The 19,727-nt window shown below is 66.6% G+C and carries 20 protein-coding genes; 13 read left to right on the top strand and 7 right to left on the bottom strand.

The annotated features are described in order from the left end of the window. Positions 1 to 51: 51 nt before the first annotated feature. From Pla175_RS06220 to Pla175_RS06210, 3 genes are all read left to right on the top strand, one after another. The gene (locus tag Pla175_RS06220) at positions 52 to 1,308 is read left to right on the top strand and encodes a 1-acyl-sn-glycerol-3-phosphate acyltransferase (RefSeq protein ID WP_197527303.1); all 1,257 of its coding nucleotides are present in this window, start codon (positions 52 to 54) and stop codon (positions 1,306 to 1,308) included. A 102-nt stretch (positions 1,309 to 1,410) separates the two neighbouring features. After that, positions 1,411 to 2,448, top strand: coding sequence for a 3'-5' exoribonuclease YhaM family protein (locus Pla175_RS06215; RefSeq protein ID WP_145282191.1), 1,038 nt, complete (start codon positions 1,411 to 1,413; stop codon positions 2,446 to 2,448). A gap of 170 nt (positions 2,449 to 2,618) precedes the next feature. Next, a complete protein-coding gene (locus tag Pla175_RS06210) occupies positions 2,619 to 3,224 on the top strand; it encodes a hypothetical protein (protein ID WP_145282189.1) in 606 nt (201 codons plus the stop codon). Between the two features lie 35 nt (positions 3,225 to 3,259). Here the strand turns inward: Pla175_RS06210 and Pla175_RS06205 are convergent, their stop codons facing one another. The 6 genes from Pla175_RS06205 to Pla175_RS06180 form a co-directional block, all read right to left on the bottom strand. Further along, positions 3,260 to 4,396: an MlaD family protein gene (locus Pla175_RS06205; protein ID WP_145282186.1), complete on the bottom strand. Its 1,137-nt coding sequence runs from the start codon at positions 4,394 to 4,396 to the stop codon at positions 3,260 to 3,262. A gap of 65 nt (positions 4,397 to 4,461) precedes the next feature. Continuing rightward, complete coding sequence (locus tag Pla175_RS06200) at positions 4,462 to 5,304, bottom strand: ABC transporter ATP-binding protein (protein ID WP_231954213.1); 843 nt, start codon at positions 5,302 to 5,304, stop codon at positions 4,462 to 4,464. After that, positions 5,301 to 6,155: an MlaE family ABC transporter permease gene (locus tag Pla175_RS06195; RefSeq protein WP_145282182.1), complete on the bottom strand. Its 855-nt coding sequence runs from the start codon at positions 6,153 to 6,155 to the stop codon at positions 5,301 to 5,303. Before Pla175_RS06195 ends, Pla175_RS06200 begins: the two co-directional genes overlap by 4 nt. A 103-nt stretch (positions 6,156 to 6,258) precedes the next feature. Beyond that, positions 6,259 to 6,540: a hypothetical protein gene (locus tag Pla175_RS06190; protein WP_145282180.1), complete on the bottom strand. Its 282-nt coding sequence runs from the start codon at positions 6,538 to 6,540 to the stop codon at positions 6,259 to 6,261. A gap of 109 nt (positions 6,541 to 6,649) precedes the next feature. Beyond that, complete coding sequence (locus Pla175_RS06185) at positions 6,650 to 9,223, bottom strand: ATP-dependent Clp protease ATP-binding subunit (RefSeq protein ID WP_145282178.1); 2,574 nt, start codon at positions 9,221 to 9,223, stop codon at positions 6,650 to 6,652. A 99-nt stretch (positions 9,224 to 9,322) separates the two neighbouring features. Continuing rightward, positions 9,323 to 10,009: a hypothetical protein gene (locus Pla175_RS06180; protein WP_145282176.1), complete on the bottom strand. Its 687-nt coding sequence runs from the start codon at positions 10,007 to 10,009 to the stop codon at positions 9,323 to 9,325. Between the two features lie 272 nt (positions 10,010 to 10,281). Between Pla175_RS06180 and Pla175_RS06175 the strand changes: the two genes are divergently transcribed. From Pla175_RS06175 to Pla175_RS06130, 10 genes are all read left to right on the top strand, one after another. Further along, the gene (locus tag Pla175_RS06175; protein WP_145282174.1) at positions 10,282 to 11,406 is read left to right on the top strand and encodes a thiamine phosphate synthase; all 1,125 of its coding nucleotides are present in this window, start codon (positions 10,282 to 10,284) and stop codon (positions 11,404 to 11,406) included. Positions 11,407 to 11,425: 19 nt separating this feature from the next. Then, a complete protein-coding gene (locus Pla175_RS06170) occupies positions 11,426 to 12,529 on the top strand; it encodes a mannose-1-phosphate guanylyltransferase (RefSeq protein WP_315851508.1) in 1,104 nt (367 codons plus the stop codon). Beyond that, positions 12,526 to 12,999: a Holliday junction resolvase RuvX gene (gene ruvX, locus Pla175_RS06165; RefSeq protein ID WP_145282172.1), complete on the top strand. Its 474-nt coding sequence runs from the start codon at positions 12,526 to 12,528 to the stop codon at positions 12,997 to 12,999. The genes Pla175_RS06170 and ruvX overlap by 4 nt, the downstream gene beginning before the upstream one ends. A 60-nt stretch (positions 13,000 to 13,059) precedes the next feature. Continuing rightward, positions 13,060 to 13,929 carry an SDR family oxidoreductase gene (locus tag Pla175_RS06160; RefSeq protein WP_145282169.1) on the top strand — a complete coding sequence of 290 codons (870 nt, stop codon included), beginning with the start codon at positions 13,060 to 13,062 and terminating at the stop codon, positions 13,927 to 13,929. A 61-nt stretch (positions 13,930 to 13,990) separates the two neighbouring features. Beyond that, positions 13,991 to 14,791, top strand: coding sequence for an MBL fold metallo-hydrolase (locus Pla175_RS06155; protein ID WP_145282167.1), 801 nt, complete (start codon positions 13,991 to 13,993; stop codon positions 14,789 to 14,791). A gap of 149 nt (positions 14,792 to 14,940) precedes the next feature. Continuing rightward, on the top strand, positions 14,941 to 15,531 hold the full coding sequence (locus Pla175_RS06150) for an HAD family hydrolase (RefSeq protein WP_145282165.1): 591 nt from the start codon (positions 14,941 to 14,943) through the stop codon (positions 15,529 to 15,531). Positions 15,532 to 15,774: 243 nt separating this feature from the next. After that, positions 15,775 to 16,098, top strand: coding sequence for a calmodulin-binding protein (locus tag Pla175_RS06145; protein ID WP_145282162.1), 324 nt, complete (start codon positions 15,775 to 15,777; stop codon positions 16,096 to 16,098). Positions 16,099 to 16,299: 201 nt separating this feature from the next. After that, entirely contained in the window at positions 16,300 to 17,679 is a 1,380-nt protein-coding gene (locus Pla175_RS06140; RefSeq protein ID WP_197527302.1) for a helix-turn-helix domain-containing protein, read from the top strand. Continuing rightward, positions 17,676 to 18,167 carry a hypothetical protein gene (locus Pla175_RS06135; RefSeq protein ID WP_145282158.1) on the top strand — a complete coding sequence of 164 codons (492 nt, stop codon included), beginning with the start codon at positions 17,676 to 17,678 and terminating at the stop codon, positions 18,165 to 18,167. The genes Pla175_RS06140 and Pla175_RS06135 overlap by 4 nt, the downstream gene beginning before the upstream one ends. 50 nt (positions 18,168 to 18,217) lie before the next feature. Beyond that, positions 18,218 to 19,276: an Mrp/NBP35 family ATP-binding protein gene (locus Pla175_RS06130; RefSeq protein WP_145282156.1), complete on the top strand. Its 1,059-nt coding sequence runs from the start codon at positions 18,218 to 18,220 to the stop codon at positions 19,274 to 19,276. Positions 19,277 to 19,447: 171 nt separating this feature from the next. Here the strand turns inward: Pla175_RS06130 and Pla175_RS06125 are convergent, their stop codons facing one another. Continuing rightward, positions 19,448 to 19,690, bottom strand: coding sequence for a hypothetical protein (locus Pla175_RS06125; protein WP_145282154.1), 243 nt, complete (start codon positions 19,688 to 19,690; stop codon positions 19,448 to 19,450). Positions 19,691 to 19,727 lie beyond the last annotated feature (37 nt).

The raw sequence follows: 19,727 nt of genomic DNA, 5'->3' as shown, positions 1-19,727 counted from the left end.
CCCCCCGGGGTTTCCCTAATCGGCGCCACCCGCCCGCTATCGGCAGCAGCTATGCAGGAAATCGTTCTCGAAGAACCGTATAAGTTCGTTCCACCGATCGAATCGGACTGGTGGTGCTGGTTGGTCCGTTTCCGGCTCAAGGGGTATCTGCGCAACGTCTTCAAGGTTACCTCGACCGAGTGCCGGCACGCGGACCGCCTCAAGGCGTCGTTGGACGCCGGTCACAGCATCGTGCTGGCGCCCAACCACTGCCGGCTTTCCGACCCGATGGTGCTGGGCGTGCTGTCGCAGCAGGTCGGGACCGAGCTGTTCGCGATGGCCAGTTGGCACCTGTTCAAGGAGAGCGCCTACCAAACGTTCCTCATCCGCCGGATGGGCGCCTTCAGCATCTACCGCGAGGGGAACGACCGCCAGAGCGTCAACACCGCCATCGATATGCTGGAGCACGGCCGCCGGCCGCTGATCATCTTCCCCGAGGGCGCCGTCAGCCGGCACAACGACCTGATGATGGAGGTGATGGACGGCCCCGCGTTCATCGCCCGTCAGGCCGCCAAGCGGCGCGAGAAGGCGGGCAAGCCGGGCGTGGTGATCCACCCGGTCGCCATCCGCTACTCGTTCGACGGCGACGCGGAGCGGGCCGTGCTGCCCGACGTCGAGGCGTTCGAGCACCGATTCAGTTGGCAGCCGCAGCGTCACCTGGGGATCGTTGAGCGGATCGGCCGCATCGGCGCCGCGTTGATCGGGCTGAAAGAGGTTGAGTACTTCGGCGCCGTCCGCGAGGGGAACCCACACACCCGGGCCGAGAAGCTGATCGTCGAAGTCTTGGGGGACCTCGAATCCAAGTGGCGCGTCACCGACAAAGGGGGCAGCGTGGTGGCCCGCGTCAAGGCGTTGCGGTCGGTCATCCTCCCGGGCATGATCGAGAAGAAGGTGACCGAGGAAGAACGCCAGGCCCGCTGGCGCGACCTGGCCGCCTGCTACTACGTGCAGCAGATCGCCCACTACCCACGCGGCTACATCCGCGCGGGCGACGCGCTGCCCGAGCGTATCATCGAAACCGTCGAGCGGATGGAGGAAGACTTCACCGACCACGCCAACTACCACGGCCCGATGCACTGCACGATGATGGTCGGCGAGGCGATCGAGGTGGACACCAAGCGCAACCGCGACGCCGAGGGCGACCCCGCGATGGCCGAGACCCGCCGCAGCATCCAGACGATGCTCGATCAGATGGTCGCCGAGCGTCGCGCGAAGCTCGGCCTCCCCGAGCGGAAGGGGAAGACGCCGCACGAGTCGGAGTTGATGTAGCGGCGTGCGGACACGACGTTAACCACGGATAGCACAGATATCACGGGTCACAAGCGGAGATCGATCCGCGCCATCCGTGGCCAAGCCCTGGCCTATTGAACCATGCCCAAGCCCCCACTCCTGTTCGACGACGTGCCCGAAACCAACCCTATCGTCACTCTGGCCGACCTCACGAACGGCGAAGAAGGGGACTTCTTCGCGCTGCTCTCCGACCGCACGCAGCTCACCACCAAGGACGGCAAGCCCTACTTCCGCGTCACGTTCCGCGACGCCCGGCGCGAGGTGTCGTTCCCCGTCTGGAGCGACGCCCCGCTGTTTGGCAAGTGCAACACCGAGTGGCAGGTGGGCGAATTCTACAAGCTCCGCGCCCTGTACCACGAAACCACCTACGGCCCGCAGCTCGACATCCGCCTGATCCGCCCCGTGGAGCCCGCCGACGCCGAGGACGGCTTCGACCCCACGATGTGCCAGCCGCGGTCGCGGTTCGACCTGCAAACGATGTTCGACGACCTGCTGGCGCTGGCCGAGCAGTCGATCCCCGAGGGCCCGCTCCGCACGCTGGTCGTGGGGCTGTTACAAGAGCACAGCGAAGCGCTGCTCGTCTGGCCCGCCGCCCAGCGCAACCACCACGCGTTTGTCGGGGGCTACCTAGAGCACGTCCGCAACGTCGCCCGGCACGCCGTCGACCTGGCCAACAACTACGCGCAGCTCTACCCAGACATGACCCCGCCGCTGGACGTCGGCATGACCGCCGCCGGCGCCATCCTGCACGACATCGGCAAGCTGCGCGAGCTACGCGTCTCCCCGGCCGGCGCCACGTACACCGCGGCCGGCTCGTTGATCGGCCACATCCTGCAAGGGCGCGACATGGTCCGCGAGGCCGCCGCCCCGCTCGACCCGCCGCTGGACGAAGAACAGCTATTGCGGCTGGAGCACATTATCGTCAGCCACCAACGCCTCCCCGAGTGGGGCAGCCCCAAGCCGCCGATGACCCCCGAGGCGCTGTTGGTGCACTTCGCCGACGACTGCGACGCGAAGTTCCAGATGATGCTCACCATCCTGGGAACGACCGAAGGGGACGAGGCGGTCACTAACCGGCGGAATGTGCTGGGGCAGTCGCTCTACCGGGGCGGGCTGTAGGGAAAGGCGTCTGGCTGGACGGCTTCGGGGGACGGGGGCTCTTGGGCCCTCCCGGATATGCCGGTTCTTCCGGTTTCGAAACCCGTAACAGCGCCGCTTTTGTCTGCTAAACTACGGATAGTCCTCTCCGGCGAACGACGCCGTTACTCGACACTTGGAGCTCGATTCCCATGAAGATCGCAAGACTCGGATCGTTGGTCGGCGTTGTCGCCTTGTTGGCCTGTTGTGCGGCTGCCTTGTCGGGCAGCGCCCAAGCGCCGGCAGCGACCGCTGCCGCCCGCACGGCTGCCGCGAGCCCCGCGTCGGTCGACGCCCAGCGCGAGCAGATCTGGAACAGCCCCGCCATGCTGCGGGCCCGCGCCTGGGTGCAGGACTACACCAGCAAGAGCGCCAAGATCACCCCCGAAGAGGCCAAGACCTACATGGCGGAGCTGGAGCAACTCTCGCCGGTGCAGATGAAGCTGTGGCTCTTGAAGTTTGACGAGCAAGACGAGAAGCGGCAGCAACAGCAGGCCTTCTTCCAGCAGGCCCACGCCGCGAACCTTGCACAGGCGCAGGCCGCCAACCAGAACACCCAGCGGGCCTACTCGGCGATCGACTCCGAGGAGAGCCAGAGCGCGCAGGCCGAACAGAGCCAGCTCAACACCCGCGAGAACGCCGAGCTGAACAACGGGCTCGATAAGCAGAACGAGATGGGATACGCCCCGTACGGCTTCGGCGGCTACGGGCCGATGAACAACGGCATCCACTACCACGTCTACCCGTACCCCTACTAAGGGGTCCGGCGGCCCTGGGGGGGCAGCGGCCCCCCCTACTTGATGAAGCTGGGGTCCGCGGCGCCGCGGATCAGCCGGCCCGGCTCCCGGCCTACCTTGTCCGTGAACGCACGGGCGTCGTTCAGGATCGGACGGGCCTGCTTGAGCAGTTCGTCGAGGCGGAGGACCACCAGGTTGGCGTTGCAGATCACGGTATTGACGTTGTCGTACGTCTTCCGATCGTTGAGCAACTGACCCAGGGTTCCCTCGGTGTTGTTGAGCCCTAAGGCGAACTTTTTCGCGTCTACCAGCACAAGGTCGAGGTTCTCTAGCGCCGAGTTCAGCAGGCGAACGATTTCTCCGCCGCGCTCGCCCAACGGGCGCGTAAGCCCCTCGACCGCCTCGAGGTTGTTTTGCAGGCTGGTCACGGCGCCGTCGAGCGAGCCGACCACCCGCGTTCCCTCGTCCAGGAACTTGTCCGCCTTTTCCACAACCCCCGGCACCGCAGCCAGGGCGCGGCGGAAGTCCTGCTGCACCTGAGGATCGCCGAACAACGCGTCGACGTTGTCGATGGTGGTCGACATCTTGGCCATCGTCACCTCGAAGGTGTTAAGCGCACTGATGGCGTCGTCCAGCATGCGGGCCACCCGCTCTTTGCCGATATCTTCCCCAAGGGCGGTGTTCAGCCGGTCCGCGAGCCGTGAGACCTCGTCCCCCGCCTGACCGAGCGACTTGATGGCCGGGCCGACGTCGACCTGCAGCGCGGTGAGCGCCTCGATCGGGTCGGGCATCGCCGCGCCCTGTAGCTGCTGCCCTTCCTGCACAATGGGGGGCGAGGGCCCGCCGCCGCCGGTCTGCGAGATGTCGATCACCGCGTCGCCGAACAGCGACGAGGGGCGGATGCGGATGGCGTCGGTGGTGTAGAGCACCTCGCCACGGTTCACGTCGACCCACAACAACACGCCCCCGCGGATGCTCTCGGTCCGCGACACCCGGCCGATCAGCACGCCGTCTCGGCGGACCGGCGTCTTGGGCCCGACGCCGGGCGCCCGGTCAACCGCGATCGTCACCGGGTAGGTCCCCCCGGTCCACCCCAGGGGCGACTTGCTGGTCAACGCGATCAGCACGCCGGTCGTAACGACCGTGGCGATCACGAACAGGCCGACTCGGCGTTGGACGGTGCGTTCGTTCATGGCAGACGGGGGGGAGTAGCAGTGGTCGGACGGCGTGAGGCAGCGGACGACGGCGGCCGCGGGGTTTACTCCCCGCTCCGCGTCCCCTTCTGCCCGCTCTTTTCGGCGATCTCGCTGATCCGGTCTCCCGCCTCGCCGCGCACGAACTGGCTCACGCGCGGGTCGTCGGACCGGTCGATTTGTTTGGGCGTTCCGTCAAAAATCATCTGAGGCTGCCCGTCGTCGAGCCTGGCCAGCGGGTACAGCATGACGATGCGGTCCGCCAGCTTTTTGGCGCTGGTCATGTCGTGCGTCACGACGATGCTGGTGACGCCGTGGGCGTTGCGGGTGCGTAGGATCAACTCGTTGATCACGTCGCTCATGATGGGGTCGAGGCCGGTGGTGGGCTCGTCGTACAGCAGCACCTCGGGGTCCATCACCAGCGCGCGCGCCAGGCCCACCCGCTTGCGCATGCCCCCCGAGAGCTCCGCGGGCTTCTTGGTCATCACGTCGGGCCGCAGCCCTACCTCGATCAGCCGATCGCGGGCGATCCCGTAGGCTTCCTCACGGTCGATCCGCCTGTGCTCGCGCAGCGGGAAGGCCACGTTGTCTGCGATGGTCATGCTGTCGAACAGCGCAGCGCTCTGGAACACGAAGCCGAACCGCGTGCGGACCTGGGTGAGCTCGCGATCGCTGTGGGAGCTGAGCCGCTGCCCGTCGAACGTGACCGCGCCGTGGGTGGGTTGGATCAGGCCGATCAGCGTCTTGAGCAGCACGGTCTTGCCGCACCCGCTCTCGCCGATCACCGCCAGCGTCTGGCCACGGGGGACGTCGATCGACACGTCGCGCAGCACGGCCTGGTCGCCGAAACGCACCCCGAGCGCGTCGACGCCGATCAGCGGCGGTGCCTCGCTGGGCGTATCTATCACGCGAGCTCGTGGGGCCAGATGACGAAGTAGAGCGTGTCGAGCAAGACGCTGAGGCCCAGGTCGAGCACCAGGATGATCACGAACGACTGCACGAAGGCCGTAGTGGCGGCGTGGCCGACCCCTTCGGCGCCCGGGGAGCAGTGGAAGCCCCGGTAGCAGCTAATGATGGCGATCGTGGCGCCGAAGAAGACGCTCTTGATGACCCCGTAGAATAGATCCCAGGTCTGCGTCTCTTCGAGCGAGTTGTTCACGTAGAAATAAGAGTCGACGTTGAAGATGTAAATGCAGTAGAAGCCGCCGCCGACGACCCCCATCAGCACCGCGATGATGGTCAGCGAGGGGATGGTCAGCAGGCACGCCAGCAGCCGCGGCACCACCAGGTGGTGCAGCGAGCTGGCGCCCATGCTCTCCAGCGCGTCGATCTGCTCGGTCACCCGCATGGTGCCCAGCTCGGCCGCGATGGCGCTGCCGACCCGGCCGGCGAGCATGGTGGCGGCCAGCACGGGGCCCAGCTCGCGGCACATCGACAGGTTGATGACCGCCCCCAGCTTCGTTTCCATGCCGAAGCCGCGGAACTGATGGAACGTCTGCACCGCCAGCACCATGCCGATGAACGTGCCGGTGAGCGCCACCACGGGCAGGCTCCGGACCCCGATCTCGTACATCGAACGGACGACGTTGTCCCACCGCGGCTGGCGGGAGAACATCCAGGAGACGGTCTGCGCCGCGAACAGCACGATGGCGCCGATGGCCTCGGCCCACTGCATCAGCAGCTCGCCGAGGTCGGCGATGGATTCGCTTATCTCGCCGAATAGGCTGTTCGGCGGATCGGTTGTGGGTTCGGCAGCCATCCGTGCGCCTGGGGTCGATTCAGAGTCGGGGCGCAGTACGCCCCGTTTCCAGGTATCGACCCTGAGGGTTGCGCAGGTTGAGAAGGGTTTGCCGGATTGGCGGCTAGAACAACATCCACCACCAAGCCAGCGCCAGCCCGACGTAGGCCATCGCCCGGACGATGCGGGGGTTCTTCATCGCCCTGCGGGCGTGGCCGACCCACGGCTTGCTCTTCTCAGAGATGGCGGCGACATCGGGGCCCACCACCCACGCCGTCACCGCTAGCAGCACCAGCAGCCAGGCCAAGTGGAACAGGATCGGCGTGACGTAGCAGACCAACACGACGGCGATCACCGCCACGACCAGCGTCGCGAGGTTCCATTTCCACCAGGGGCGACCGGGCATGCGTGGGAAGCGGCTCACGGGCGAGCGTGGGGCTAGGAAACAAAACGAGCCGGGCTGATTGTATCAGCCCGGCTCGCGGATTTGGCGGGATGGCCTCGCGGCGGGGGCGTTACTCGTCGCCGTCGCCGGACTCTTTGGGTTCGTCCGTCGCTGCGCCAACGCCCACGGCTTCGGCCTCCGGCTCGTCGACCTTCCGCTTCTCGCCCTCAAAGGTGAGCTGCTTCTTGTCGCCGACCTGTTTGACCTCGACCCGGATCGCGTCCTTGCCGGCGAACTCGCCCTTGAGCAGTTCCTCGGCCAGGGGGTCCTCGATGAAGCTCTCAATCGCACGACGCAGCGGCCGGGCGCCGTAGTCGGTGTTCGAGCCCTTCTTCACGAGGAACTCCTTCGACTCGTCGGACAGCAGCAGTTCCAGCCCCTTCTCTTCGAGCCGCTTGCGGACCTTGGAGAGTTCGAGCTCGACCACTTCCTTCAGGTTCTCGCCGGTGAGGTGGCGGAACACGATGATGTCGTTGACGCGGTTGATGAACTCGGGGCGGAAGACCTTCTCGATCTCGTCCGTCACGCGTCCCTTCATCGCGTCGTAGGTGGCGTCGTCGTCCGGCTTGGCGAACCCGAACGCCGATTCGTTCTTGATGGCGTCGGCGCCCGCGTTGGTCGTCATGATGACGATCGTGTTGCGGAAGTCGACGTTGCGGCCGAACGAGTCGGTGAGCCGGCCTTCTTCCATCAGTTGGAGCAGCATGTTGAAGACCTCGGGGTGGGCCTTCTCGATCTCGTCTAGCAGCACCACCGCGTAGGGGCGGCGGCGGATCTGCTCGGTGAGCTGACCCCCCTCTTCGTAGCCGACGTAGCCGGGGGGCGCCCCGATCAGCCGGCTGACGTTGTGCTTCTCCATGTACTCCGACATGTCGATCTGGATCAGCGCCTCTTCGTCGCCGAACATGAACTCCGCCAGCGCCTTGGCCAACAGCGTCTTACCCACGCCGGTCGGGCCGGCGAAGATGAACGCCCCCGTGGGACGCTTGGGGTCCTGCAACCCGCTGCGGCTGCGGCGTACGGCGCGGGCGATCGCCTTGATCGCCTCGTCCTGGCTGATGACCTTGCGGTGCAGCTCGTCCTCCATCTGCATCAAGCGGAGGCTGTCCTCGGTGCTCATGCGGGTGAGCGGGATGCCGGTCATCTTGCTGATCACTTCGGCGATGACGTCTTCGTCGACGACGCCGCCGTTCTCGCGCGACTTCTCACGCCACTCCTTGGTGATCTGCTGCTTCTTGCGCTTGAGCTTGTCGGCCGAGTCGCGGAGCGAGGCGGCCTTCTCGAAGTCTTGGTTGGCGACCGCCTCTTCCTTCTCGCGGTTGAGCGCCTCGACCTCTTCGTCGATCTCCTTCAGATTCGGCGGCTTCGACATGCTCTTGAGCCGCACGCGGGCGCCCGCCTCGTCGATCACGTCGATCGCCTTGTCCGGCAGGCAACGGCCCGTGATGTAGCGGTTGGAGAGGTCGACGGCCGAATCGATCGCGTCGTCGGTGATTTGCACGCGGTGGTGCTCCTCGTACCGGTCCCGCAGGCCGCGGAGGATCTCCTTGGTGTCTTCGGCGTTGGTCGGCTCGACCATCACCTCCTGGAACCGCCGTGCGAGCGCCGAGTCCTTCTCGATGTACTTGCGGTACTCGTCGAGCGTCGTGGCGCCGATGCACTGGATCTCACCCCGCGCCAGCGCGGGCTTGAGCACGTTCGAGGCGTCGATGGCGCCCTCGGCGCCGCCGGCGCCGACCAGCGTGTGCAGCTCGTCGATGAACAAGATGGTGTTCTTGGCGCGACGCACCTCGTTCATGACCGCCTTGATGCGCTCCTCGAACTGGCCGCGGTACTTGGTGCCGGCGACCATCATCGCCAGGTCGAGCACCACGATCCGCCGCTCCATGAGGATCTCGGGCACGTTGCCGTCGATGACGCGTTGGGCGAACCCTTCGACGATGGCGGTCTTGCCGACGCCCGCCTCGCCCAGCAGAACCGGGTTGTTCTTGGTGCGGCGGCAGAGGATCTGGATCGCCCGCTCGATCTCCTTCTCGCGGCCGATCACGGGGTCGAGCTTCCGCTGGCGGGCCAGCTCCGTAAGGTCGCGGCCGAAGCTGTCGAGCGCCGGGGTGCGGCTGTTCTTCTTCTTGCCGCCCCCTTCGCGCTCCTCGCCCTCTTCGGCGACTCCGCCGCGGCCGCCGCGCTCGCTCTCGCCACCTTCCAGGCCATGGCCCAGCAGGTTGAGCACTTCTTCGCGGACATCTTCAAGCTTCAAGCCGAGGTTCATCAGAACCTGAGCCGCCACGCCTTCTTGCTCACGCAGCAGCCCCAGCAGGATGTGCTCGGTGCCGACGTAGTTGTGGTTGAGGTTGCGGGCCTCTTCCATCGAGTACTCGATAACTTTCTTGGCCCGCGGGGTCTGGGGCAGCTTGCCCATCGTGACCATGTCTGGCCCCGACTGGACGAGCTTCTCCACCTCGAGGCGGATCTTGCGCAGGTCGACGTCCAGGTTTTTCAGGACGTTGGCCGCTACGCCGCTCCCTTCCTTGATCAGTCCCAGGAGCACGTGCTCGGTGCCGATATATTCGTGGTTGAAGCGCTGCGCCTCTTGATTGGCGAGCTGCATCACCTTGCGGGCGCGGTCTGTGAATCTTTCGTACATCGTGTGTTCTCCGCTGGTCGGGCGCTGGGCGTCGGCGCCCGTTGGGTCATTCTAGCGCGTTAGTCGCTGAGTAACTACTCTAATGCGCGATTCGGTGGTTTATGCGGCCGGCGCCGATTGCTCGGCCGGCCGGGTGGGGTTCGGCTTTAGCTGGGGCTCATCGGGAGCATCGAGCGGGCCCGATTCCCCCTTCTCACTCGTCAGTAGACAGCGTTCGTTCTCGATTTCCATCCTCCAACCGCCCGCGGCCTCCATGCGGTCGAGCTTTCTCAACTGTCCGGCGGCCTCACGACGACGGTTCTGCCGCCGCCACACGGTCGCCAACAGCAGCCTCCCCTCGACGTCCTCCGGTCGGCAGCGGAGCAACTCTAGCAGCAGCCTTTCGGCCGCGATCCAGTCGCCCCGCAAGTAGTCTTGTTGGGCGTCCGCGAATCTGCGGTCCGCCTCTTCGGCACGCTGCCGGGCGACGGCCTCTTCTCTCGGGGTTGTTCCTGCGGATTCGGCTTCGCGACGCTCCGACAACCGTCGGAGTTCGCCCCGCGTTTCCACTAGAGCAACCACCCAAACCAGCAGCGTGGCGCCGCTACAAGCAAGCTTAAGTCGCGGAGCGAGCCACTCGGGATAAACCCAGATCGATACGGCCGTTACGTTTAGTAGGACCGTGAATCCGATCGCCAGCGCCAGACCCGCCCACGACCCACGCAGCCACAAGTGCGGCAACCCGGGCCACAAATACGTGGCCCAGTGCATCCGCCGGTGTTTTCGGCTCACTTCGCGGCTCTTCATCCGCTGGCGGCTCTCGGATGCAAATTTGGGGGCGAAACCCGTACAGACGGGGCGATACGACGCTAAAACGTTACGATAGAACAGTTTGAAGCGAACGAAACCCCTACAAATTGAGCAGCGGGCTTGCGGCAAACTCTTGCGGTCTGGCAGTTTGGGCGGACCTCGACTGCCACTCCGGCGGAGCATACCGTGAGTCGGCGGGCGAATCGAGATCGTTCCCAACCCGCCCAACGCTACCGTCCGCTGCAACCCGCTCAAGTTGAACGAGGGTCATGAGCCAGAATCCGGCCAAACAGGCCCCGGCCGAACAGACCCCGGGCAAGCCCTTTCGGGGACACGACGCTTGGCGCATCGTCGACTCGTCCCGCAATCGGGCCAATGAGGGGCTGCGGGTTGTCGAGGACTTCCTGCGGTTTGTGCTGGACGACCCCCACCTCACCTCCCTCGCCAAGCAGCTTCGTCACGACCTGCAGTCGGCTTGCCAGGAGCTTCCGAGCCAATCCCTTGTGGCGATGCGAGACACCCAGGGGGACGTGGGGGTCTCCATTGCGACCGATAGCGAGCAACGCCGCGACGATCCGCTGCACGTCTGCCAGGCGAGCCTCAAGCGGGTCGAGCAGTCGCTGCGTTCGCTGGAAGAGTACGGAAAACTGCTATCACCCCTGTTTGCATCGCGGGTCGAAGCGCTCCGCTATCGGTGCTACACGCTCGAAAAGGCGATCGGCCACACCCGCGGCGCCCTCCAAAGACTAGGTCGCGTGCGGCTCTGCGTGTTGGTCGATGGCGGCCCTACCCCGCAGGGTTTTGCCGACCTCGTCGACGCCCTCGCCCGTGCCGGGGTCGACGCCCTGCAACTCCGAGACAAGCGGCTCTCGGGCCACGCGCTGGTGGAAAGAGCCCGCACGCTCGTCCGCATCGCAAAGCCGCTTGGCGTGCTCGCCATCGTTAACGACCGCCCCGACGTCGCGGCGGTCGCCGGCGCCGATGGGGTGCATGTCGGCCAAGACGACCTCGCCGTGAGTGACGCCCGCCGGATCGTTGGCCCCGACGCGTTAATCGGGGTCTCGACCCATTCGCTGGCTCAGGCCGGGCAAGCCGTCCGCGACGGGGCGGACTACCTCGGCGCAGGACCGACATTCGCCTCGCGCACAAAAGCGTTCGACGGACTGGCCGGCCTGGGCTACCTTCGTGAGGTTTCCCAGCAGGTGCGGTTGCCGACCTTCGCGATCGGGGGCATCGACGCAGACAACCTCCCCGAGGTGCTCGCCGCGGGCGCCACCCGCATTGCGGTCGGGGCCGCGGTGACCGCCGCCCCAGACCCCGCAGGGTCGGTGCTGGCGCTCAAGAGGCTGCTTTCGCCCCCCTCGGTTCCGGCTTCCAGCTCCCCTACCCCCTAACCCGCGGCCAAGCCGCGGATTGACGCTACTAACCATGCTGCACGCGATCTTGATGGCCGGCGGTTCCGGCACCCGATTCTGGCCGGCGAGCCGGCTCTCGACCCCCAAACAACTGCTCTCGCTGGTGGGTGGGGCTTCGATGATCCGTCAGACCTGCGACCGGTTCGGCGACCTCGCGCCCCCCGAGCGGCAGATGGTGGTCACCAACCGCAGGCTCGTCGCGGCGGTCCGGGATCAATTGCCGGACCTCCCCGATGGCGCCATCGTCGGCGAGCCCTGCAAGCGCGACACCGCGCCCTGCATCGGCTTGGCCGCGTTGCTGGTGACGCGCATCGCGGGCGACCCCGACGCAACGATGCTTGTCTCCCCCGCCGACCACGTGATCACCCCCCCCGAGGCGTTCCAGGCCGCCGTGCGACAGGCCGTTGCGCTGGTCGACGAACGACCGGGCCGGATCGTGACCTTCGGGATCAAGCCCACCTACCCGGCAGAGATCTTCGGCTACATCCAGCGCGGCGAAGCGATCGCGGCGGAATCGGGCGGCGCGCCGGTCTACCGGGTAGAGCGTTTTGTCGAGAAGCCCAGCGCCGCTACCGCCGCGGACTACCTCAAGTCGGGCGACTTCTACTGGAACAGCGGGATCTTTGTCTGGCGGGCGCAGACCATCCTCGACGCGCTGCGGGAGCGGCAGCCCAAGATGCTGGCTCACCTCGAGAAGATCGTCGACGCCTGGCAGACCCCCGACCGCCAGTCCGTGTTTGACCGCGAGTTTACGGCGATCGAAGGAATTAGCGTCGACTACGCCGTGATGGAGCACGCGACCGACGTCGCGGTGATCGAGGCGCCGTACGAGTGGGACGACCTCGGCGGCTGGCAGTCGTTGCAGCGGCGGTTGGGCGAGGACGAAAACGGCAACACGATCGTCGGCAAGCACATCGGGCTGAACACCACCGGGTCGATCGTCCGCTCGGACGACAACCACCTGGTGGTGACATTGGGCCTCAAGGACTGCATCGTCGTCCACACCCCCGACGCGACGCTGGTCGCCAGCAAGCACGACGAAGAGTCCATCCGCAAGGTCGTGAAAGAGCTCGAGACCCGGGGCTGGAGCGAGCACCTGTGAGCCCAGAGACCACGGGATCCGCAGCCAGGGGACGCGTCGGCGGGGTCGACTACGGCACCGTCCGCATCGGCGTGGCGATCGGGGACCTCGAGGTGCGGATGGCATCGCCGCACGAGAATTACACCCGTCGCAGCACGGCGCTCGACGCCCAGTACTTTGCCACCCTGGCCCGCGAGGAGCGGCTGGTCCGCTGGGTCGTGGGGCTGCCGGTGCACCTGGACGGCGGAGAGAGCCAAAAATCACAGGAGGCGCGTCGGTTCGGCAAGTGGCTGCAGGACGAAACGGGCCTGCCGGTAGAGTTCTACGACGAACGTTACACCAGCAGCCAGGCCGAGGCGATGCTGCAAGAAGCACAGCTCACCAAGAAGAAACGCAAGGCCAGGCTCGACGCCCTGGCGGCGCAAATCATGCTCACCGCCTACCTCGAGTCGGGGGCCCAGGGCCAAACCGACCCGGGCGGGATCGACTAACGCGGGCGAGCCGGGGCGTCCCCGCCCCCGGCGCGCTCGGGATCATTCAGAGATTGGCGTATGACGACTCGGCTTGTCTTCGGTTGTGGCTACCTGGGGCTACGCGTCGCTCGCCTGTGGCGCGAGGCGGGCGACGACGTCGTGGCCGTCACCCGCTGCCCGGCAAGGGTCGATCCGTTTCGCCGAGAGGGCTTCACTCCCCTTGTCGCCGACGTGACCCGGCCGTTGCCGCCGCTTCCCGAGGCAGACACGTGCTTGTTCGCCGTGGGGTACGACCGCGGCAGTGACGCTTCGATCGGCGAGGTTTACGCCGATGGGCTACGCGGCGTGCTCTCCGCCCTGCCCCTGTCTGTCCGACGGGTCATCTACATCAGCTCGACCGGCGTGTACGGCGACGCCGCGGGCGCGTGGGTGGACGAAACAACCCCGCCCGATCCCCGCCGCGAGGGGGGGCGGGCCAGCCTGGCCGCGGAAGAAGCCTTGCGGTCCAGCTTTTTCGCGGATCGGGGCGTGGCGTTGCGTTTGGCGGGCATCTACGGCCCCGGGAGGGCGCCGTTTCTTGAAAACCTGCGGGCCGGCGCCCCGATCCCCGCCGTCCGCGAGGGCTGGCTCAACCTGATCCACGTCGACGACGCCGCAACGGCCGTGCTTGCGGCGGCCGCGGCCCAGCCCGTTTCTTCGGTCTATTGCGTCAGCGACGGCCGCCCCCCTCAACGCGGCGACTACTACGCAGAGGCCGCTCGGCTGATCGGGGGAAAGCCCCCCGTGTTCGTCGAACCAGCGGAAGGGACCCCCCGGGCCGCCCGGGCGGCGGCCGACAAGCGGGTCTCGAACCGCCGGATGACGCAGGAGCTTGGTTGCGAGCTGCGCTACGCAGATTTCCGGGCCGGATTGGCCGCAATCCTTGGCAGCACGGCCGGCAGCGGTTAGAAGTGGTGCTCACCAACGACCTAGGCCAGCCGCCGCCAGCCACCCTCCCCGCCGCCTGCCGATGATCCCCCGTACGCCGCTCTTCCCCCACGTTATCGAGTTGAACCACCAGGCACGCCGGCGGTTCACCTGCAGCGTCTACCTTGTGTACGACAATGACGCGTGGACGCTCATCGATATCGGCTACGAAGACGCCGTCGACGAGTGCCTGCAACTCATCCGGCAGCTCGACTTCCCGCTCTCGAAGTGCGTGACGTTGCTTGCTTCCCACGCAGACGTCGACCACATCCAGGGGCTCTCCAAGGCCAAGGGCCTGCTCAAGACCACCGTCACGTGCCACCCCGCCGCGGCCAAACTCCTCGAAGAAGGAGACCGCGTGCAAACGTTTGCAGAGATCGGCGCCCAGGGGATCGACCTGGCGATGCCCAAAGTATCGATCGATCGCACCGTGGACGACGGCGACGTCATCGAGGTGGGCGGGCTCAAGCTCGAGGTGTGGCACACGCCGGGGCACACCGACGGTCAGCTCTCTTTCCGCATGGGCGACCTGCTGTTCTCCGGCGACAACCTGTTCCGCGATGGCTGCGTCGGCGCGATCGACGCCCATCACGGCAGCAATATCGAAGACTTTATCAAGTCGCTCAGCCGGATCCGCGACAGCGACGTCGCTTGGCTCCTGCCGAGCCACGGACCCGTGTTCCGCAAAGACAAAAAACAGATCGACGCCACCATCGCTCGGCTAGAAACCTACCTCCACATGGCCGACTTCGGCACCTGCGCCATCGATTGGCCGCTGATGGACGCCTGGGAAGACGAGCTGGTGGCGGGGACGCTGCCGGACGCAGGAGATGATAGAGGTTAGAGGATAGGACACATGCAGCCGCAGGCGTCAGCGCGCGGAGTTTGTACGAGAAATCCGAAAGTCCTCCGGGCGCTGACACGCTCCCGACTAACCAGACCGCTCTACCCGCTTCGCGCGCCCCTATCATCGAACCACGATCAGCTCCCAAAATGCTCGCCCCCCACGTCACCGGCTTGATCTTCGACTGCGACGGCACGCTGACCGATTCGATGCCGACGCACTACCTGGCGTGGAAGCAGGCCTTCGACCATCACCACGTGGCGTTCAGCCTGGAGCGGTTCTACTCATTGGCGGGCATGCCGAGCGACCGGATCATTGGGCTGATGAGCGAAGAGTCGGGCGTGCCCCTGAACCCCGAAGAGCTGTCGGTGGAGAAGGAAGAAAACTTCCTCCGATTGCTGGACCAGGTCCCTCCGGTGGCGAAGGTGGTTGAGCTGGCGCGTCGCGAGAAGGGGCTCCGCAAGCTGGCCGTCGCCAGCGGGGGGTTTCGTTGGGTGATCGACCGTCAACTGGCGCACATCGGTCTGAGCGATTGGTTCGACGCGATCGTGACGGCCGAAGACACCGAGCTGCACAAACCCCACCCCGACGTGTTCCTGGAAGCCGCCCGACAGATGGGCGTGGCGCCGGAGAACTGCGTGGTGTTCGAGGACGCCGAGCTGGGGCTAGAGGCCGCCCGCCGCGCCGGCATGGCCGCGATTGACGTCCGCGGCGCCGAGTGGGGTAGCTCGTCTGTGTAAGCGGTCAGCTATCAGCGTTCAGCACTCAGCTTTCCTCATGGACGTCAGACAGAGTCCGAAAGCGGAGAGTTAACGGCTGAACGCTGAAAGCCAAGAGCCGCCGGCTTTGCCGGTCATTCCGCTCCTGCCGGATTTTCCTTCAATTCCGGTTCTGCCGGGGGCCGATGCTACTACGGCCGAGGCACGGCGCCCACCATGGGCGGCCATGCTACGGGTCGCATCCGCCGAGGGGGAGAATCTCACATGGTCCGCAGGATCGTTGTTGCCGCTGCGCTGGCGCTCGCGCTAGGCGTACTGAGCGCCGATACGGCGCAGGCTCAGCAAGCGTATGGTCGGCAGTGGGGTTCAAGCCCCTCTCAGACCGACTGGAACCGCTTCTACCACTACCCGTACGTCTACTACCCCCAGAATTACTGGGGGAGCGAGTACTACCGCAGCGCAGACAGCCTGTACTACCGGTACCCGGCAGAAATGCGGATCCCGGCGTACAACCGCCACTGGCACAACTACTACCCGAGCTCGCGACGGTACTACCAAGGGCACCACTTCGTTCTCGACACCCTCTGATCTGGGATGCGACTCGCGTCCGCGGCGGAATGGCTTGGGGGAGTCCAGACCGCCGCCCGACCACCGGGAATCAGCTCAAAGGGGGGCCGCGGCGTCCGGGCGGGCGCCGCGGCTTTTTTCGTTTCCTGGGCCACGATCGATTGGCCCAAGCCGCGGCCGCCGCGCATGATGGCGAGAGACACCCCTCTCACGGCGCCGCCGATGCCCATCAACAAGACCAGCAATAAGTCGGGTCCCGTCCTACCCGCGATCGCTCCCGTCGAAGCGTTGCTGGGCGCCGCGCAGCCGCCGGTGTACGCCATCGATCCCTCCGGCGTGATCGTCTACGCCAACGCCGCGCTCTGCGACTGGCTCGTGGCGCCACTCGATCAGGTTGTCGGAAGCCGGGTCGAGTACCACTCCGAGGCGCCACCCGGGGCAGGCGCGGTCAGCGCAGACCTCTGCCCTCCCCCGCAGGCGCTGGCGGGACAACCGCTGGTCGCCGCGTTGGCGATCACCCTGCACGACGGCAAGCTCCGACAGCGCGAGTTCCGCTTCTGTCCGCTGCCGGCCAAGCCGCACGACGGCCAGTCGGCCACGGCGGCCGTGTTGGCGATCGGCGACACGAAAGACCTCCCCCCCGATTCGGCCGAAGCGGACGCGGCCGACAACCCGTTGCACCTTGCGATCCGCCGCTTTCGCGCCGAACAGGCGGCCGGCCACGCCATCGATCCACTGTTGGGCGTCAGCGCCGCCACGTCGCGCGCCCGCAGGCAGGCCACGGCCGCTATCCGGTCGCAGGCCAACTGCCTGATCACGGGTCCGGGAGGCGCAGGGCAAACACGGGTGGCGCGGGCGATCCACTACGCCGTGTCCGACGCGGCCGCCGGGCTGTGGCAGTTCAGTTGCCGAGGGATGCGCGCGCAGGAGCTAGAACGGCTCGTCTCGAAGTCGGAGCCTTCGGCCACCCTGCTGGCCGTGCGGCTCGACGAGCTCTCTCCCGAAGCTCAACACGCGCTGGTGCGGCTGCTGGGGGCCCAGCGAGAACAGCCGCGGCTGTTGGCGACCATCGAGGCGCCCGACGATGGCCCGACCACGGAGCTGGACCCGAACCTCGCGGCGATGTTCGGCATCGAGGTGCAGTTGCCTCAGTTGGCCGACCGGCTCGCGGACCTGCCCTGGCTGGCGCAGTTGTTCATCGAGCAGTGCAACGCCGGCGCAACGCACCAGGTCGGGTCCATCGAACCCGCGGCGCTCGACCAGCTCGCCCTCTACGCCTGGCCGCGCAACGTCGATCAGCTCGCGGGGGTCATTGCCGAAGCGCACGCCAACGCCAAGCAGCCAGAGATCCGTGTCACGGACCTCCCCCCGCTGATCCGGCACGCGGCGGTGGCCGCGGCTACGATCGGGGACAAGGGAGAGCCGCTCGACCTGGCGGCGCTGACGGCACGGGTGGAGCGCGAAGTGATCGAGCGCGCGATCCTCCGCGCCGGCGGGAACCGTAGCAAGGCCGCGCGGCTAGTCGGCATGACCCGGCCCAAGTTCTACCGCCGGCTGAAGGAGCTCGGGATCGATCCGCCGACCGGGGGGACCGCGCCGTGAGCCCCTTCGACCTGATCCCGGTGAGCCTGTGGGTGGTTGAGTCGGGCGAACGCTGGGCGTCCGCCCTGCGGCTCGCCTTGGCGCAGCACGCGCCGCGAGACTGGTCGCCCCGGGTGCGCTCCGAGCCGCGTCTCCCAGCGCCCGAGCGGCTCCGCTCGCTCGAGACGCCGACCGTCTGTCTGGTCGAAGTCATCGGCGAGGATCGCGACCCAGACGCGGCGCGGATGCTTGAGATGCTCCGTTGGACCAGCCGTGCGGGTCAGGCTCCGGGCTGTTTGGTCGTGGCGATGCTCGAAACGCGCGACGGTCCCACGGAGGCCGCCTTCCGCGAGGCGGGCGCCGTCGACGTCGTCGGTTCACCGCGGGAAGCGTCCGGCCTGCTGAGGGCGTTGGCGCCAGAAGTAGCCGCGGCCTGGGCCGAGGCCCGGTCGCGGCTGTCGATCGAGGCGAGCGTCATGCGCCGGCTGCCTTGGCAACCGGCACAGTGACCTCTACCCTGCGGGGTGTTCCATTTCCATAGGATTCCCCTGCCAGCGCTATGACCCAAACGCAACTCCTCGAGGCCGTAAAGCAACTCCAAGACCCAGAGACCGGTCGGCCGCTGGGCGTAACGGGCCAGGCGCTGGGCGCTAGCGCCGACGGCGACAAGCTGGTCGCCGAGGTTGGGCTCACGAGCTGGGCGTCGTGCATCTGGAGCGAAACGACCGACCGCTACGCCCAGGCCCTCCGCGCGCAGGTCGGAGCAGACGTCGAGATCGTGGTGCGGCCGTTCGAACGCCCCGCAGAGAAGATCGGTCAGATCGGGCTGGCGGCCAAGAGCGTGATCGCCGTCGGCTCCGGCAAGGGGGGCGTCGGTAAGAGCACGATCGCCGCGACCCTGGCGTTGGGCCTGCACCGCGCCGGATCGAAGGTGGGTCTGATGGACGCGGACGTCTACGGGCCCAGCATCCCCCACCTGCTGGGCATCACCGACCGGCCGCACGCAGAAAACAACCGCTTACAGCCGGTGGTGGTGGACGGCATGCCCGTGATGAGCATGGGTCTGTTGGTGCCCAAAGAAGAAGCGGTGGTTTGGCGCGGCCCGATGCTGCACGGGGCCATCACTCAGTTCCTGAAGGACACCGACTGGGGCAACCTAGACTACCTGATCATCGATATGCCCCCCGGCACCGGCGATATCGCACTCACGCTCTCGCAACTGCTGCCCCTCACCGGCGCCGTGGTGGTTTGCACCCCGCAAGACGTGGCGCTGCTCGACGCGGTCAAGGCGATCGCCATGTACCGCAAGGTCGGCATCCCGCTGCTGGGGGTGGTGGAGAACATGAGCTACTTCGCGTGCGGCGGCTGTGGGGCTCGGCACGACATCTTTGGTTCCGGGGGCGCCAAGCAGAAGGCGGCCGAGATGCAGATCCCGTTGCTGGCCGAGGTGCCGATCAACGTCGACCTGCGGAAACGCGGGGACGACGGGCGGACCGTAGACAACTTCGACGACCCCGCCTCTGCCGAGGTGCTGATGGGCATGTGCCGGACGCTGGTCCGCGGCCTGGCCGAGGCGCGGCTGGCGGCGCCGCCGATGCCCAGCCTGCCGGTGCTTTAGCGGCTGAATCTTTGGTCCGGGGACGCGGCAGGCCCTTTCTGGGGCTGCAAGGCGGCAAAAAGAGAAAAAATCAGGGCCGCCTCGCTGCGAAGCGAGGCGGCCCTTTCTTGTTGTTTCATGCTCGGAAGGTCGAGCCGCAAAGATCAACCGGCCGGGTCCTAGCGGACCAGACTACGCCTTCTTTGCGGTCTTCTTCTTCTTGGCGACCTTCTTCTTGGCGGCCTTCTTCTTGGTTGCCTTCTTGGCGACCTTCTTCTTGGCCGTCTTCTTCTTGGCGACCTTCTTCTTGGCCGACTTCTTCTTGGCGACCTTCTTCTTCGCCACCTTCTTCTTGGCGACCTTCTTCTTCGCCGACTTCTTCTTCACGGCCTTCTTGGCCGTCTTCTTCTTAGCGACCTTCTTCTTCGTGGCCACAACAACACCTCCATAAAGGGTTTCGCGGCGCTACGGC

The organism is Pirellulimonas nuda (assembly GCF_007750855.1).
Lineage (GTDB): Bacteria > Planctomycetota > Planctomycetia > Pirellulales > Lacipirellulaceae > Pirellulimonas > Pirellulimonas nuda.
This window is presented reverse-complemented; position numbering and strand designations above follow the sequence as displayed.